Origin of the sequence: Bradyrhizobium sp. LHD-71 (assembly GCF_031157255.1) — a bacterium.
In the GTDB taxonomy this organism is placed as follows: Bacteria; Pseudomonadota; Alphaproteobacteria; order Rhizobiales; family Xanthobacteraceae; genus P52-10.
On sequence record NZ_JAVIFX010000011.1, the window covers coordinates 152,182 to 168,750 of the forward strand.

The 16,569-nt window shown below is 64.7% G+C and carries 8 protein-coding genes and 1 tRNA gene; 4 read left to right on the forward strand and 5 right to left on the reverse strand.

Going from position 1 to position 16,569, the window contains the following annotated elements; translation table 11 throughout:
• Positions 1 to 11: 11 nt before the first annotated feature.
• From RCO31_RS14215 to RCO31_RS14225, 3 genes are all read left to right on the forward strand, one after another.
• Positions 12 to 827 carry a sulfotransferase gene (locus tag RCO31_RS14215; RefSeq protein WP_308969057.1) on the forward strand — a complete coding sequence of 272 codons (816 nt, stop codon included), beginning with the start codon at positions 12 to 14 and terminating at the stop codon, positions 825 to 827.
• A 381-nt stretch (positions 828 to 1,208) separates the two neighbouring features.
• Positions 1,209 to 8,720: an autotransporter-associated beta strand repeat-containing protein gene (locus RCO31_RS14220; RefSeq protein WP_308969058.1), complete on the forward strand. Its 7,512-nt coding sequence runs from the start codon at positions 1,209 to 1,211 to the stop codon at positions 8,718 to 8,720.
• A 61-nt stretch (positions 8,721 to 8,781) separates the two neighbouring features.
• Positions 8,782 to 8,934, forward strand: coding sequence for a hypothetical protein (locus RCO31_RS14225; RefSeq protein ID WP_308969059.1), 153 nt, complete (start codon positions 8,782 to 8,784; stop codon positions 8,932 to 8,934).
• A gap of 479 nt (positions 8,935 to 9,413) precedes the next feature.
• Here the strand turns inward: RCO31_RS14225 and RCO31_RS14230 are convergent.
• The 3 genes from RCO31_RS14230 to RCO31_RS14240 form a co-directional block, all read right to left on the reverse strand.
• Positions 9,414 to 9,489 (reverse strand) — tRNA-Lys (locus RCO31_RS14230).
• 170 nt (positions 9,490 to 9,659) lie between these two features.
• Positions 9,660 to 12,329 (reverse strand): glycosyltransferase, encoded by a 2,670-nt coding sequence (locus tag RCO31_RS14235; RefSeq protein WP_308969060.1) that lies wholly within the window; start codon positions 12,327 to 12,329, stop codon positions 9,660 to 9,662.
• Positions 12,330 to 12,526: 197 nt separating this feature from the next.
• Positions 12,527 to 13,096 (reverse strand): beta-1-3, beta-1-6-glucan biosynthesis protein, encoded by a 570-nt coding sequence (locus tag RCO31_RS14240; protein ID WP_374991481.1) that lies wholly within the window; start codon positions 13,094 to 13,096, stop codon positions 12,527 to 12,529.
• A 333-nt stretch (positions 13,097 to 13,429) separates the two neighbouring features.
• Between RCO31_RS14240 and RCO31_RS14245 the strand changes: the two genes are divergently transcribed.
• Positions 13,430 to 15,010, forward strand: a complete 1,581-nt coding sequence (locus RCO31_RS14245; RefSeq protein ID WP_308969061.1) for a glycosyl hydrolase family 17 protein — start codon at positions 13,430 to 13,432, stop codon at positions 15,008 to 15,010.
• Here RCO31_RS14245 and RCO31_RS14250 read toward each other — a convergent pair.
• Positions 14,970 to 15,350 (reverse strand): hypothetical protein, encoded by a 381-nt coding sequence (locus RCO31_RS14250; RefSeq protein ID WP_308969062.1) that lies wholly within the window; start codon positions 15,348 to 15,350, stop codon positions 14,970 to 14,972. The genes RCO31_RS14245 and RCO31_RS14250 overlap by 41 nt on opposite strands.
• Positions 15,351 to 15,412: 62 nt before the next feature.
• Entirely contained in the window at positions 15,413 to 16,429 is a 1,017-nt protein-coding gene (locus RCO31_RS14255) for a hypothetical protein (RefSeq protein ID WP_308969063.1), read from the reverse strand.
• Positions 16,430 to 16,569 lie beyond the last annotated feature (140 nt).

Here is a 16,569-nt window from a genome sequence, read left to right on the forward strand (position 1 = left end):
TTGTGAGGGGTATGCAGCACGGCATTCATTTCATTTCCGGTCTGCCACGGGCGGGATCAACGCTGCTGGCCGGCATCCTGCGTCAGAACCCAGGCTTCCATGCCGGGATGACCAGTCCGGTCGGCACGCTATTCATGGCCCTGCTCAGACAGATGAGCCAGGAGAACGAGTTCGCCCTGTTCATCGAAGAGAGGCAGCGCAAGGCCGTTCTCGCCGGCCTGTTCGAGAGCTTTTATCAGCATATCCAGGCAGAGAAGCTCGTGTTCGACACCAACCGCCTCTGGTGCGGCAAGCTGCCGGCGCTGGCCACGCTATTCCCGGACGCGAAGGTGATCGCCTGCGTGCGCGACCTACCCTGGGTGCTCGATAGCGTGGAGCGGCTGATCCGGCGCAACAAGTTCGAGCCGTCCAAGATCTTCAACTTCGATCCCGGCGGCACGGTCTACAACCGGGTGGATGGTCTGCTCGGGATGAACGGCATGGTCGGCTTCGCCTATAACGCGCTCAAGGAGGCCTATTACGGGGAGCATGCGGACCGGCTCATGCTGCTGACCTACGAGACGCTGACCCGCACGCCGGCCAAGGCGATGGCGGCGGTCTACGACTTCATTGGCGCGCCGCCCTTCGCCCATGACTTCGATCACGTCGACTACGCGGAGGACGAGTTCGACGCGCGGCTTGGCACGCCGGGCCTGCATCGCGTCGCTGCCAAGGTGCAACACATTGATCGGCAGATGATCCTACCGCCAGACGTGATCCGTCGCGTCGAGAACGACTCCTTCTGGACCGATGCCAAGCGCAATCTGCGCGGCGTGCGGGTCGTCTAGCGGCGAGCACACATTGGTCTTGTCGTAACATTGCACCACTGACGTTCCGCCTATCTCGCGGTCACTGCGGAACTTGATGCAAAGCCGACACACCCATCTCTCTTTCTTCGATGCTTTGCGAAATTCTCCGCATCGATCCGTAGCGACGCAGACATACTCAAAGTTGTAGCAGCGTGATTCGCGTTATCGACAAGTCGAACTCGTGATCGCTCATCACGAATGATTGTCGGAGTGGATATCGAACGTTCGGCTTGATCTCAAAATCGGTGCTCCTGCGTCAATCCCAACAATCAAAGCTTCAAGTGCGTTCGCAACGAACCGAAGAGAAGTTTGAGGCAGGATACATGGGACGACGGTCAAGGAATTGATCGAGGCGGCGGCATGAAGCGCAACCGAGCTCAGACGCACGGCTCTGGTCTTGAGCACTCTTCGCCGACGCGCGGCTTGTCCGGTGCGAAGCGCGCCGGCAATCGTATGCGGCGCCTGGCGGATTTTCTGTTGCACGAAACGCAGCCGAACCGGTCGGATGCGCTGGTCGCTGCCGTGCATGGGCGAATTGACGGCGCCGTTCAGCAGGCACGGCTCGCAAGATCGTCGTACGATCCTTCCGATCGCGTTCGACGGCTGAAACGGGCGCTGGTCGGCACCACGGCGCTGGTTGCCGTCGCGCTGGCGGAGACTCTTACTCTCGTGGAGCTGGCGCCGTCCGCCTATGCGCAGGGCGGCGGCACCGGCGGCCCCAGCCAATCGGGCAACATCGGTGGCGGCGGTGGTGCCACCACAGCGACAGGCACCGGCAACCCCGGCCATCCCGGCGCCTTCGTCAGCAGCGGCGGCGGTGGCGGTGGGGGCGGGGGCGGCGCCGGCGTTTATGGCGGCGCGGGCGGCTGCGGCGCCTCCGACGGCGGTCTCGATTGCGGCAGCGGCAGCGGGGGTGCCGGTGGCGCCTTCGCCGGCGCCGATGGTAGCCCCGGCTCGCGCGCCGATGTCCTCAGCGGCAGCGGCGGAGGCGGAGGCGGGGGCGGGGCGCACGGTTACCACGGGAGCACGCTGCCGTTCGAAGGTGCTTTGGGCGGCAAGGGCGGTTACGGCGGCCAGGGCGGCAAGGGCAGCGTTTGTTGTAAAACGGGTGGTGGGGGCGGGGGCGGCGCCGGCGGCTTTGGCGCGCTCGTCACCGGCTCCACTGGCGCGCTCTCTGATTTGGTCAACGCCACCGGCGGCCAGGGCGGCACCGGCGGCGCAGGCGGGGGAGGTGATCGCGAGAATTATGCCGGCGGCGGCAACGGGGGCGACGGCGGTGTGGGCCTCTGGTTGAACCAGACCAGTCAGGTCACGCTCGGCTCCTACTCAAGAATTGCTGGCGGCGACGGCGGCACCGGCGGCACAATCCTGACCGGGCCAACAAAGATCGGCCCCGGCGGCACCGGCGGCACCGGCGGCGGGGGTCTCGTGTTGGTCGGGACCACCGGCAGCATCGTGACCAATAACGGCATGATCCGCGGCGGCGACGGCGGCACCTCCGGCTACGGATTTCAGTCTACGGGCGGCAACGGCGGCTACGGCGTGTCGGTCACTGGCGGCAACCTGATCAATAGCGGCTATATCAAGGCCGGCGACGGCGGCAATGCCAACACCCAATCTGAGGCAAGTCTATCGAAGGGCGGTGCAGGCGGCTATGGCGTCACGCTTGGCGATGGCGACGCCCTGACCAACAGCGGCACGATCAAAGGCGGCAATGGCGGCAACGGCGGCCCAAATTTTAACAGCGCCGCCCCCGGCGGCAATGGCGGCTATGGCGTCACGCTTGGCGATGGCGGCACCTTGACCAACAGCGGCACGATCACCGGCGGCAACGGCGGCAACGGCGGCTACAGCTTCCGCAACGGCAACGGCGGCACCGGCGCAACCGGCGTCTCGGCTACTGGCGGCACCTTGACCAACAGCGGCACGATCACCGGCGGCAATGGCGGTAACGGCGGCGGCGGCCTCTACCTCGTCGGCGGCAACGGCGCCAAAGGCGGTATAGGCGTCAGCATTGCCAATGCCGCCACCCTGATCAACAGCAGCACGATCGAGGGAGGCAACGGCGGCACCGGCGCCAACGGCGTCGGCGGCATCTTCACTGTCGGCGGCAGCGGCGGCTACGGCGGTATAGGCGTCAGCATTGCCAATGGCGCCACCCTGATCAACAGCAGCACGATCAAGGGCGGTAACGGCGGCAGCGGTGGCACCGGACGCACCAACGGCGCTGGCGGCTATGGCGGCTGGGGCGTATACGTCAACAGCGGCACTGTGATCAACAGCGGCACGATCTATGGCGGTCTTGCCGACGGCGGGTCTGGCTCACGGTCCCGCGCCATCACCTTCGGCGGCGGGACCAACAAGCTCGAGCTGTGGAACGGCTCGACCATCAACGGCAATGTGGCCGCGACCACTGGCGCCAACGACACCCTGGCGCTGGGCGGAATGGCCAACGGGACCTTCAACGTCAGCCAGATCGGTTCGCAATATCAGGGCTTCGAGGCGTTCGAGAAGACGGGCAGCAGCACCTGGACGCTGATGTGTACAACGGCGTGTCCGACCTCTGTCACCCCCTGGACGATCAATCAGGGCGTGCTGTCAATCTCCTCGGACAACATGCTGGGCGACACGTCCGGCGTGCTCACCTTCAATGGCGGCACGCTGCAGAACACGGCGGCCTTCAGCACGACGCGGAGCATTACCCTGTTGAGCGGCGGCGGCATCTTCAACACCGCCGCCGATCTCACCGTCACCGCCGTCATCTCCGGCTCCGGCGCACTCACCAAGTTTGGCGCCGGCACGCTGACCCTCACCGGCACCAATACTTACACCGGCGGCACGTTCATCGACGAGGGGACGCTCTCGGTCTCCTCGGACGGCAACCTCGGCGCTGCGACGGGTGTGCTTGCCTTCATCGACGGTGGCACGCTGCAGAACACGACGGCGTTCACGACGGCGCGCAACGTCGCGCTGATCGGCATCGGTACGTTCCAGACCGACGCCGACCTCACGGTGAGCGGGGTTGTCTCCGACTTGCTTCCGTTTGCCGGCGGCGCCCCCATCAAGACCGGCAGCGGTACGCTGACGCTCACCGGCAACAATACCTACACCAGCGGCACGACCATCAGCGCCGGCACGCTGCAGATCGGCAACGGCGGCACCTCAGGCTCGATCGTGGGTGATGTCGTCAACAACGGCGTCCTGACCTTCAACCGCTCCGACGATCTCAGCTACGGCGGCGCGATTTCCGGTACCGGCGCGCTCACCAAGCTTGGCGCCGGCACGCTGACGCTGACCGGCGCCAGCACCTACAGCGGCGACACCACGATTAACGCCGGGACGTTGCGGGTCGCCGGGACGCTCGGCGCCGGCGCGGTCAGCGTTGACAGTGGCGCTACGCTGGCTGGTCCTACGCTGACCGGTTCCGGCAGCATCGGCGGCACGGTGACCGTGCAGAACGGCGGCATCCTCGCAGGGGCAAATACCGCGACGAACAGTGGAGCGTCGCTGAGCATGGGCGCGCTGGTGCTGAACGCGGCCTCGAGCGTCAATGTCGCGATCGGCACCCCGAGCGGCACCTTGTTCGACGTCGGCGGCAACCTGACGCTCGCGGGCACGCTCAACGTCACGGACGCCGGAGGCTATGGCCCCGGCGTCTACCAGTTGTTCGAGTATGGTTCGCTCACCGATAACGGACTGACGCTCGGAAGCCGCCCGGCGGGATTTGTCAGCCGGATCGACACAAAGAACACCGCGCAGCACCAGGTGAACCTCGTAGTCTACGACGATCCGACCAAGCTACAGTTCTGGCAAGGCTCGGTCGGCGGCGGCACGGGCATGTGGCGCGCGGGCGATCCCAACTGGTTGAACGCGGATGGCAGCCAGTCCACGGTTTGGGGCAGCGTGCATGGGGTTTTCGAGGGCAACCCCGGCACCGTGACGATTGAGGGCCCACAGAGCTTCGAGACCCTCGAATTCGTCAGCGACGGCTACAACCTCGTCGCCGGACAAAACGGTGCATTGACGGCGACGGGCACGGCGCGGCTGTGGGCCGAAGGGGTGCGGACGACGGCGACCATCGCTACGTCGATCACCGGCACGGGCGGCATCGTCAAGATCGGAGCCGGCACCGTCGTGCTCACGGGTGCCAATACCTATTCGGGCGGCACTGCGATCGACGCCGGCACGCTGTCGGTCTCCTCCGATGCCAATCTCGGCGACGCATCGGGGGGGCTGAGCTTCAACGGCGGCACCCTCGAGAACACCGCGGCCTTCACCACGGCGCGCGCCATCACGCTCGCCACTCGCGACGGCACCTTCCGCACCACCGCTGATCTGACCGCGACCGGCATCATCTCCGGTCCCGGCGCGCTCACCAAGACCGGCGCCGGCACGCTGACGCTGACGCGCGTCAACACCTACAGCGGCGGCACGATCATCAAAGCCGGCACGTTGTCGGTCTCCGCTGACCCCAATCTCGGCGACGCGTTGGGCGGCCTGAGCTTCGATGGCGGTGCGCTCGAGAGCACCGCGACCTTCACGACAGGGCGCGCCATTACGCTCGCGCCGGGCGGCGGCACCTTTCGCACGACTGCCGACCTGACAGTCACCGGACTCGTCTCCGGCGCCGGCGCGCTCATCAAGGCCGGGTCCGGTACTCTCACTCTCACCGGCAATAACACCTACAGCGGCGGCACCACCATCGCCGCCGGCACGGTGCGTATCGGCGATGGTGGCACGGCGGGCTCGATCGTCGGCGATGTCGCGAACAACGGCGTTTTGGCCTTCGATCGCTCCGACGATCTCTCTTATGGAGGGGCTGTCTCCGGCAGCGGTGCGCTTACCAAGTTCGGCGCGGGTCGGCTCACTCTCACGGGCAACAGCACTTACACGGGCGGCACGACCATCTCCGCCGGCACACTGCGCATTGGTGATGGCGGCACGTCGGGCTCGATTGTCGGCGACGTCGTCAATAACGGTGTCCTGGCTGTCGACCGCTCCGACGATCTAAGCTACGCGGGTGCAATCTCCGGCACCGGCGCGCTTGCCAAGTTCGGTGCCGGCAGGCTGACGCTGACCGGCGCCAACACCTACATTGGCGGCACCACCATCTCCGCCGGCACACTGTCGGTTGCGGCGGACGCCCATCTCGGCGCAGCGTCGGGCGGCCTGACCTTCAACGGCGGTACCCTTGAGAACACCGCGGCCTTGAGCACGGCGCGTGGCATCACTTTGGGCGCTGGCGGCGGCACCTTCAACACGGTCGCGGATCTTACCGCGACCGGCATCATCTCCGGTCCCGGTGCACTCACCAAGGTTGGTAGCGGCAGGCTGACGCTGACCGGCGCCAACATCTACACCGGCGGCACGACCATCGCCGCCGGCACGCTGCGTATCGGCGATGGTGGCACGTCGGGATCGGTCGTCGGCGATGTCGTCAACCACAGCGTCCTTGCCTTCGACCGCGCTGACGATTTCAGCTACGCAGGTGCAGTCTCCGGTGCCGGCGTGCTCGCCAAATTTGGGGCTGGCCGGCTTACCCTCACCGGAACGAACACCTATGGCGGCGGCACGACCATCGCAGCCGGCACGCTGCGCATCGGCGATGGCGGTGCGTCGGGATCGATCATTGGCAACGTCGTCAACAACGGCGTCCTTGCCTTCGATCGCTCCAACGATCTCTCTTATGGAGGCACCATCTCCGGCAGCGGTGCGCTCGCCAAGTTCGGCGCCGGTCGGCTCACCCTCACAGGGACAAACACCTATAGCGGCGGCACGACCATCAACGCCGGCACGGTGGCGATCTCCTCCAACGCCAATCTGGGCAACGTATCGGGCGGCCTCATCTTCAATGGCGGCGCGCTTGAGAACACCTCCGCCTTCACCATGGCGCGCGCCATCACCCTCGAGGCCGGCGGGGGGGCCTTCAACGCGGCCGCCGATCTCACTGTCACCAGCATCATCTCCGGCCCCGGCGCACTCACCAAGACCGGCGCAAGCAGGCTGACGCTAACCGGCACCAACACTTACACCGGCGGCACGAGCATCAACGCCGGCACATTGCACATCGGCAATGGCGGCACGTCGGGCTCGATCGTCGGGGACGTCCTCAACAATGGCGTCCTTGCCTTCGACCGCTCAGACAATCTCACCTATGACGGCACTGTCTCCGGCACCGGCGAACTCGCCAAGCTTGGCGCCGGCAGGCTGACCCTCACCGGCACTCACAGCTACACTGGTGACACGACCGTCGATCGCGGCGCGCTGATCGTGAATGGCTCGATTGCCGAGTCGAACCTGCTGACAGTGAATGTCGGCGGTCTCGTTGGTGGCATTGGTACGCTGCCCGCAACCACGATCAACGGCGGCACGCTGTCACCGGGCAACTCAATCGGCACGATCAGTGTGCAGGGCAATCTCGCGTTCTCGACTGCGGCGACCTACCTGGTCGAGGTCTCGGCGACCGCCACCGACCGCACCAACATCAGCGGTACGGCGGCGCTCGCCGGCACCGTGCGGGTCGTGGCCACACCCGACGACTACAGGCCCCGCACGCGCTACATCATCCTTCACGCTGACGGTGGGGTGAGCGGGACCGAGACGCTATCTGCTGTCAGCACTGCTTTCCTCGATCCGTCGTTCAGCGACGACGGCAACAACGTGTTCCTCGATCTGACGCTGCGACCGTTCAGCTCGGCGGCGCGGACGCCCAATCAGCATGCCGTTGCCAATGCATTGCAAGCCGGCATCAACAGCGTGCTCGGAGCTGCGGTGCTCAATCTGCCCACCGCGGCCGATGCGCGTCGCGCCTTCGATGCGCTCTCGGGCGAAGTGCATGCGAGCGTAGCGGGTTCGCTCGCCGACGACAGCCGCTACGTGCGCAGCGCCGTGCTCAGTCGATTGCGCCAGGCGCCTTATGCAGAGGGGCCGCTGGCGGCACTCGGGATCGGCGGCCCGGAACTCGCCTATCAGCCATCGCCACAAGAGGCGTATGCGGCGAACTTACCAGTGAAAGCACCGCCCATTGCGCTGCCGCGCCGTCCCGATCTGACCTTCTGGTCGCAGGGCTATGGCGCCTGGGGCACCTTCGAGGGCAACGGCAACGCCGCCACCGTCGAGCGCAGCCTCGGCGGTGTGTTGGTCGGGCTCGACGGCAGTCTCACGGACGGCTGGCGCGTCGGCTTCGCCGCCGGCTATTCACAGTCGAAGATCAGGATCGGCGCACGCGCGAGCAGCGCCAGCGTCGATAGCGGTCATGTGGCGCTCTATGGCGATGGCAGCTTCGGCGCCTGGAACCTGCGCGGCGGCGCCGCCTATGCGAACCATCAGATCGACACCAGCCGCTGGATCGCGTTCCCGGGCTTCGTCGAGCAGGCGAAGTCGCAGTATGGCGGCGCCACGGCGCAGGTGTTTGGCGAACTCGGCTACGGCTTTGAGTTTGGGCGCATGGCAGCCGAGCCGTTTGCCGGGCTGGCCTGGGTGCACCTCCACGCCAACGGTTTCCGAGAGGCGGGCGATCTCGCCGCGCTCATCGGCTCAGGCAGCACCCAAGACGTCGGCTACTCGACGATCGGCGCGCGGTTCGCGGCGACGTTTGCGCTGGTCGACCGCATGGCGCTGACGCCGCGGGCGTCATTCGCGTGGCAGCACGCCTTTAACGATGTGACGCCTGCGGTGGAGCTCACGTTCCAGAGCACCGGCATGGGCTTCGGCATCACCGGCGTGCCGCTGGCGCGCGACAGCGCGCTGGTCGAGGCGGGGCTCGATTTGCGCGTCACATCACAGGCGACGCTCGGTGTGTCCTATCTCGGCCAACTCGCCGACGCTGTCCAGGATCATGCCGTCAAGGGGCAGTTCACGTGGAGGTTTTAAGAAAGCAGACGGCACATTGCGGTGCTCGGGCCAACCGATTCTTCGCTCGCGTGAGAGGGCAATGGGCAGCGATATGGACTCGACACAAAGGCGGCGTGTGATCGCCGCGGGACTGATCGGCAACGTGCTCGAATGGTACGACTTTGCGGCACGGCCAATCGGCGGCCTGATCATCGGCCACATCGGTGATCGCTCAGCCGGCGTGCGGCGCTGACTGTCTCGGTGGCGGCTATGGCGATCCCCACCTTCCTGATCGGCGTTCTTCCGGGATACGAGACTCTTGGTCTGCTTGCGCCGATAGCGTTGACGGTCTTGCGCATGGTGCAAGGGCTTTCGGCCGGTTGAGCACGTTCCCGCTGGCCGGCGCGGCTTGATGGGAGCCTTGGCACCGTGTGGATCCTGCGGCGGCATCCTGCTCGGCTCTGCCGTTGGTGCGGGCTTTGCGGCGAGCATGTCCGAGGCTGGTGCCGTTCCTGTGCGGTCTTGTCGTGGGGCTAGTAGGATAATCCTCTAGCAACGCCTTCGCCAACAACGACGCATAGAGTTTCGAGACGCTACTTCCATTCTCGACCTCTTCGAGGCATGGCCTCAACAACGCCTGCTGATGCACCAGCCGCATTCCCGGCCGGTCGCCGTAAGCAAGCAGAGGAGGGGCTTTAACCCCTCATAACTACCTGATTTTATGATGATCTCTGGTGAGCGCGGTGGGACTCGAACCCACGACCCCATGATTAAAAGTCACGTGCTCTACCACCTGAGCTACGCGCTCACTCGGGGCGCTGTGTAGGAGCCGCCGCCGCGGGGGTCAAGCGACGATAAGGTCGCCGTTCCCAGTCTTGTAGACTGCCAAAATAATCATCCAACGCAAGGCGATAAGACGATTCTTTGATGTTAATTCGTTTACCCTGCGGAGCGATACGCGTCCAGCGCGGACGAGCCTTAGGACGTTACGTCCTGCGCACGCTCGTTTTGCAGGGAGTGCCCTCCGGCGATCTGGCGGTGGATGCCGACCGGGCGGGTGCCGATCAGTTCGGCGGTGCGAATGCGTGCGTTGCGCCAGAACTCGAAGGAATTGGCCCGCGAATTCTCGAGTAGCGCGATGCCGACCGCCGACAGGAACGGCAGGCTCTGGAGAATCAGCACACCGGCGAAGATGTTGATTTCGCGCACTTCCTTGAAGTTGGTGATCACCAGCACCGCGGCGCCGACCCACAGCAGCACGCCGATCACCGCTTCCCAGAACGCCTGGAATTCGACCGACATCCGTGACAGGCCGCCCTTGGATGTGCGTGCGAAGGGCAGGTGCTCGGTAATGAGCCCGTTGGCAACGGCGCGCGACACGGTCCACTGCACCGACATGGCGGCGAACATGGCGGCCAGCATCTGGCCGGGTTTGACGTGCACCCGCAGCCGGTACAGCGCCAGGAAATGCACCAGCGATACCGCGAAGGCGGCGATGATCGGCAGGGTGAGAATCTTGTCGGGGACGGCGATGTCGGCGAAGGCGACGATCGGCACCCAGACAAGATTGAGCAAGGCGACCAGCACGCCGAGGCTTTCAGCGCCGAGCCAGTTCAGCCAGCCGAGTGAGAACTCGCGCCTCTGCGCGGGCGTGAGCCGGCTCGATCCGGGCAGGAAGCGCCGCCAGTGCTTCTTGACGATCTGGAAGCCGCCATACGCCCAGCGATGCCGCTGTTTCTTGAACGCCTCATAGGTGTCCGGCAGCAGCCCGTGGCCATAACGGGTGTTGGTGTAGTGGGTGGTCCAGCCCTGCTCGATGATCGAGAGGCCGAGATCGGTATCTTCGCAGATCGTGTCGCCGGACCAGCCACCGGCAGCTTCCATCGCTGCGCGGCGAATCAGGCACATGGTTCCGTGGATGATGATGGCGTTGTGCTCGTTGCGCTCCACCATGCCGATGTCGAAGAAGCCGGCATATTCGCCGTTCATGACGTAGTGCATCAGCGAACGGTCGCCGTCGCGATGGTCCTGCGGCGCCTGCACGATGCCAACGCGTGGATCGGCGAACGCCGGAACAAGATCCTTCAGCCAGTCGGGATGGACGGTGTAGTCGGCGTCGATGATACCGATCACCTCGGCGTCCGCGGCCGTACGCGCCATGGCGAGACGCAAAGCGCCGGCCTTGAAGCCTTCGACCTTCTCGGCATTGATGAAGATGAACCGCTCGCCGAGTGCTCGGCAATGGTCCTGGATCGGCTGCCAGAATGCCGGATCAGGCGTATTGTTGATGATCACGACGCATTCGAAGTTCGGGTAGTTCAGCCGCGATACCGCGTCGAGCGTCTGCTTCAGCATCTCCGGCGGCTCGAAATAAGCCGGAATGTGGATCGAGACCTTTGGTGCCTTCTCGCTCCATTCGGCCGGCTGGGGCAGGGCGCGATTGATCAACCGCTGCGGACCGCGGCCAAACGCGATCGTGGCGATCTCCTCGATCCGGGCCATGGCTATGAAGATCAGCGGGATCAGTAGCAGGATGCCGAGGGTGAGGGCGAAGCCCGAACCGAACAGAAAGTAATGCCCGCTCCAGTAGGCGAAGATGTTCGCGACCCAGGCTCCGACCACGCAGGCTGCCGTCGCGAGCACGAGGGACTGCAACACCGTCGGCCGCCTGAGACGGAAGATCGGCAGCGACATCAGCACGCCGACGAGCAGTGCAATCAGCGCTTCCTTCCAGTAGGACTCATTGACGATCGGTCCGGTCCACGGGAATTTCGGTTCGCGTGCCGCATTAAGAATTCCCCAGTAAGGTCCAACACCGCCTTCGAAAAACTTCCACGGCTGATCGATCGCTTCGACGATGTTGTATTCCATGCCGATTTTTTCGGCGCGCGTGACAAAGTCGCGCAGCGTCACCGCCTGCTCGAGCGGTCCCGGGTTCGAACGCCTCAGATTATAACCGGCGCTAGGCCAGCCGAATTCAGCGATGACGATCCGCTTGCCGGGGAAGAGCTTGCGAAGCAGGTCGTATCGGTCGACCGCCTGGGCGACCGCTTCCTCAACCGGAAAGTCCTCCCAGTACGGGAGCACGTGGGCGGCGATGAAATCCACCGACGAAGCGAGTTCGGGAAAGTCGCGCCAGATGTTCCAGATTTCGCCGGTTGTGACCGGCACGTCCACCTGTCGCTTCACCCGGCGTACAAGTTCGGCCAGGTCATTGGCCTTGAACTCGCCGCGATAGACCGTTTCGTTTCCGACAACGATGCCGATCACATTCGAGTTGCGTTTGGCCAGTTCGATCGCCGCCTGGATTTCGCGCTCATTGCGCTCGAGGTTCTTGTCGATCCACGCGCCGACCATGACCTTGAGACCAAACTCGTTGGCTATCGGCGGAACGAGTTCGACGCCGCCGGTCGAGGAGTAGAGACGGATCGCACGCGTCATTGGCGCAAGCTTGCGCAGGTCGGCGCGGATTTTCTCCTGCGTTGGAATGTTGTCGACGTCAGGATGTCCAGAGCCGTCGAAGGGCGCGTAGGACACGCTCTGCAATGTTCCGCGGAAGTCGGGCGCGCTTCTCTCTTCGCGAAGGAGAGCCCAGATGCCCGCGTGGAGCGCAGTGACGCAAGCAAGAACTACGACGACGGCGCGCATCGCACCAAAACCTAAACGGGGAGAGTTGCTGCTAGGCGAACCAGTCCCCTTGGTTCGCTGAAGGCCGCGGCTTTGGGAAATGTATCTATGCCGTGCGATTTAACAACTCGTATGAGGCTGTGTCGTTTCAAAGACTTTTCATCAGCAAATCTGCGAAAAATCCTGAACGCCTGTTCAGGAGCGCGCCGCTTGGCGCACTATTTGCTGGCGGGTGGCGGCGTAGCGGGCGCTGCCCCCGGCTGAGCAGGCTGCTGGGCCGGGGCCGCCGGCGCGGTCGCGGTCGTCGCGGTGGGCTGAACCGCCGGATTGATCCAGCAGGCGTGCACGCGTCCGCTTAGGCTGTCAGGTGCCTTGGGGTCGATCGCGGGAAAGCGAGTGATGCAACGGAACGCTGCCTGCACATGGCCGCCGGGGCAACCGAACCGATCGTAAAGGTCGAGGTGCCGGAATGCGGTATCCAGGTCGTCGCGCCACATCAGGCCGACAACGCGACGGCCGAGCCAGACGCACTCGGGATTGCCTGCCGGCCCGTTGATAGCCTGGGCCGCTTCCGCAAACTCATCCACCTTGCGCTGATTGTCTTTGGCAGCATCCGGCGCTGTGGCGCCTTGCTTGGACGGCTGTTCCTGCGTCCGCAGATCTCCGCTTTGGGCTGACGCTGAATCGGTTCCAATGTCCGGTGAGATTGAGATAAGGCCAAGCGCCATGCAGGCGAGTGCGACCCGTGCCGCACGGCGACCGAAGGAAGTGAAGGCTACACGACGCATGAAGTTCCCGAAATTTTCCAAATGCGAAAGGCTCGATGCGGACTTGAAGCCCGTTGCTGCCAGCCCCATTGCTGCCGTGCAAATGATGCCGTGCAAATAGGTCTCCAATGCGGCGCCCCACGCCGCCGAAGGACTCAAATGGCGGAGTTTCAGGCACTTGTCCAGCAATACGGCTGTGCTGCGACGGAATAGCAGGCGGATGCGGCCGACTGCCGGTCTTACGCGCGCAAGCGTTGAGGCTTGGCAGTCAGCCGGTTAAACGCTATCGACGCCGTTCCCGGGAGATATCCACTGTCCTCGCTTCGTACGCCTCTCACGCTTCTCGTCATCTCGTTGAGCTTCATCGCTGGCGTGTGGTGGTGGATCGCCCAGCCGATCGCCTTGGCGCGGCCGCCGATCGACGCCTCGACCAGGCTTGATTGCGTCTCCTACGCGCCGTTCCGCGGCCTGCAGAATCCTCTCGATCCTTCGCTGCGCGTGAGCGCGCAGCAGATCACGGAAGATCTTGCCCAGCTTGCGCGCATCACCAACTGCGTGCGGACCTATTCGGTCGATAACGGCCTCGACCAGGTTCCTGCGCTGGCCGCGAAGGCCGGCTTGAAAGTCATTCACGGCGTCTGGCTCGGCAGCGACCGGCTGAAGAATCGGCAGCAGATCGATACGACGGTTGCACTCGCCAAGGAATATCCTGGCGTGATCTCCTCGATCGTGGTCGGCAACGAGGTCCTGCTGCGCGGCGAGATGACCGCGACCGATCTTGCCAGCTACATCCGCTCGGTGAAATCGCAGGTGACCGGGATTCCCGTTACCTACGCGGATGTGTGGGAATTCTGGCTGAAGCATCGGGAAATCTACGAGGTCGTCGATTTCATCACCATTCACATCCTTCCGTACTGGGAGGATTTCCCGATCCGCGCGCGCCATGCGGCAGCCCACGTGGATTCAATTCGCAAGCGGATTGCCGTGGCGTTTCCGGCGAAGGAGATCCTGATCGGCGAGACCGGATGGCCGAGCGCCGGTCGCATGCGCGAGGGCGCGCTGCCGTCGCGGACCAATCAGGCGCGGGTCGTATCGGAAGTACTCGCGCTCGCGCGGGCCGAAAAATATCGCGTCAACCTGATCGAAGCCTACGATCAACCGTGGAAGCGCCAGCTCGAGGGGACCGTCGGCGGCTACTGGGGCCTGTTCGATTCCGAGCGGCGTGCGCTCAAATATCCTCCCGGTCAGTCCATCAATAACTTTCCGGGATGGAAATCGCAGATGGGCGCCGGTCTCGCCTATTGCACCTTTGTGTTCCTCGTTGCGTTGCTGACCCAGCGTCGCAAGCCGTGGCCACCGCGCTGGACGGCCTGGGCCGCGGTCGGACTGTCGGCGACGGCGGGCGGGATCCTGCTCGGCGTCGCCGCCGACAAGCTGCTCGTCGAAAGTCTCGGCTGGGGAGGGTGGCTGCGCTGGGGGGCGCTGTTCGGCGCCGCGATCTTCACACCGGTGTTCGCATCGATAGCCCTGATCGCCGGCCGATCGCTGCCGACGCTGGTCGAACTGATCGGCCCGGTCCACCTGCGCGATCGCGCGCCGCTGTCGGTGATACTCGGGCTTTGTCTGGCGGTGACCGCCGTCATCGGCCTGGAGACGGCGCTCGGCTTCGTCTTCGATCCGCGCTATCGCGATTTTCCGTTCGCCGCGCTGACGATGGCCGCGCTGCCGCTATCGCTTCTGATGCTGCTGAACCGGCGCCCCAAGGGGCCGCGGCCGATCGCAGAAGCGGTGTTCGGCGGCGCGCTGGTGCTCTCAGCCGCGTATATCTTCATCAACGAAGGGCTGGCGAACTGGCAGTCGATCTGGACCTGCGCGGTCTACGCGATCTTCGGAGCTATGATGTGGCAGGTGCGGGCCGCGCAAACCCAAGAATGAGCAGGCCGACGGCGATACCGCACAGAACGACGTTGTAGAGAACGATGCCGGCGCCCGCGGCAACAAGTCCCGCCGTCAGGGTGACGATCGACGGCCGCATCATATGCAGCACGGCGATGATGATGGCCGCACCGCCGAACACGGAGTGGCGGAACAGCCAGGTTGCCGTCTGCCTGGTTTTGCACAGCCAGGTCTGCAATCCGGCGTCGCAGGCGAGCGCCACTTGTGAATTCTCGATGGCGAAATAGCGCAGGTAGATCGCGTAGCCGACGGTCAGAAAACCGACCACCAGCAGCCACTGGACCTGCAGCGCGCTGAGGCGAAAGGGATGCTTCTTCATGCGGCGACTATGGTTCGTGCGCGCGGCCGATTCAAGGCCAAGCGCCCTGTGAGCGGACCGCTTCAGCGGAAGCCAAGCATCGTTGCGAATGACGAGGTTGTTGTGGCCGGTTTCGCAGGTGCGGCCTCGGGCTGCACGGCGCGTGTGGTCTTGCGCTGCTTCTGCGGGCGGGAGGGGGCGGGTTTCTCGTCCGGCTCGGCCGCAAGCCGTTGGCCGTCGAACGACGTCGTCGTGCAATCGCGGCTTGCGTTGCTCAGCGCGGTGCAGATGCGCGCCGCAGCCGCCGCATCCTTGATCGGCCCCGCGATCAGGTGCAGTTGCAGGCCCAGTCCGTTTTTCCGCTCGCGCACCCCTATCAGCGGCCGCAAGCCTTCGAGCTGCGCCTTGTGCGCCTTGATGAGCCCGCGCCACAGCGCACGGAGACCGCCGACGGAGCTGGCCGTTCCCAGGTCCAATCCAAAATCAGCAAAGGCGACAGGCGATTCCTCGACAGCAGACGCATTTGCGTCACCGGCCGCGAGCGCTTCTGGCCTAGGCTCATGCGCCGCAGGCGCGTCGGCGACCGACGGCGGCGACGTTGACGCCTGTTCCATCGAAGGCATGGCAGGAGCAAAAACAACTGTCGCAGGTACGGGCGCGATGATCGGCGCGATTGCAGCGTCCGGCCACGGAATTGCGGGTTTCTCGTCGGCCTTCTTGATCGAACCCGTCACGACATCGAGACCTTGCTCGATCGCGGACAGACGGGTGAACAAGCGATCGCGATCGCTGTTCAAGGTCTCGATCGCCGCCGTCAGCCGCAGCGCTTCGAGCTCCATCTGCCGCAGGGTTGTTTCGACCTGTTTCGCCCGGCCGGCGGATTCGTCCGCGGCGACCTGGGCGCGCTGCACATAAGCCGGAAGTTCTCTGGCAAGGATGCCAAGGGTGACGGCCCCGACCGCTGCAAAACCCCAGAGTCCGAGGCGCCACCATGCTCGGCGATCGAGGTCGTCCTCCTCGGCGACGATACCGCCGAGCCAACCGTCGGAATCGTCGGTTCCGAGGTCGTCCGACAGCGAATCGGATTTCCTTGCGGTCACTTCCCTGGCCGCCCCGCCATGTCACGAATCAATTTGTAAAGCCTAACAGGAACGAGCGCGGCCCGCTTCCGGCCGGAACGCCGCAAAAGCCTTTGTTCCGAGGAAAGGCTCGGCTAAGACGGCCCTGAAAAGCCTGACGT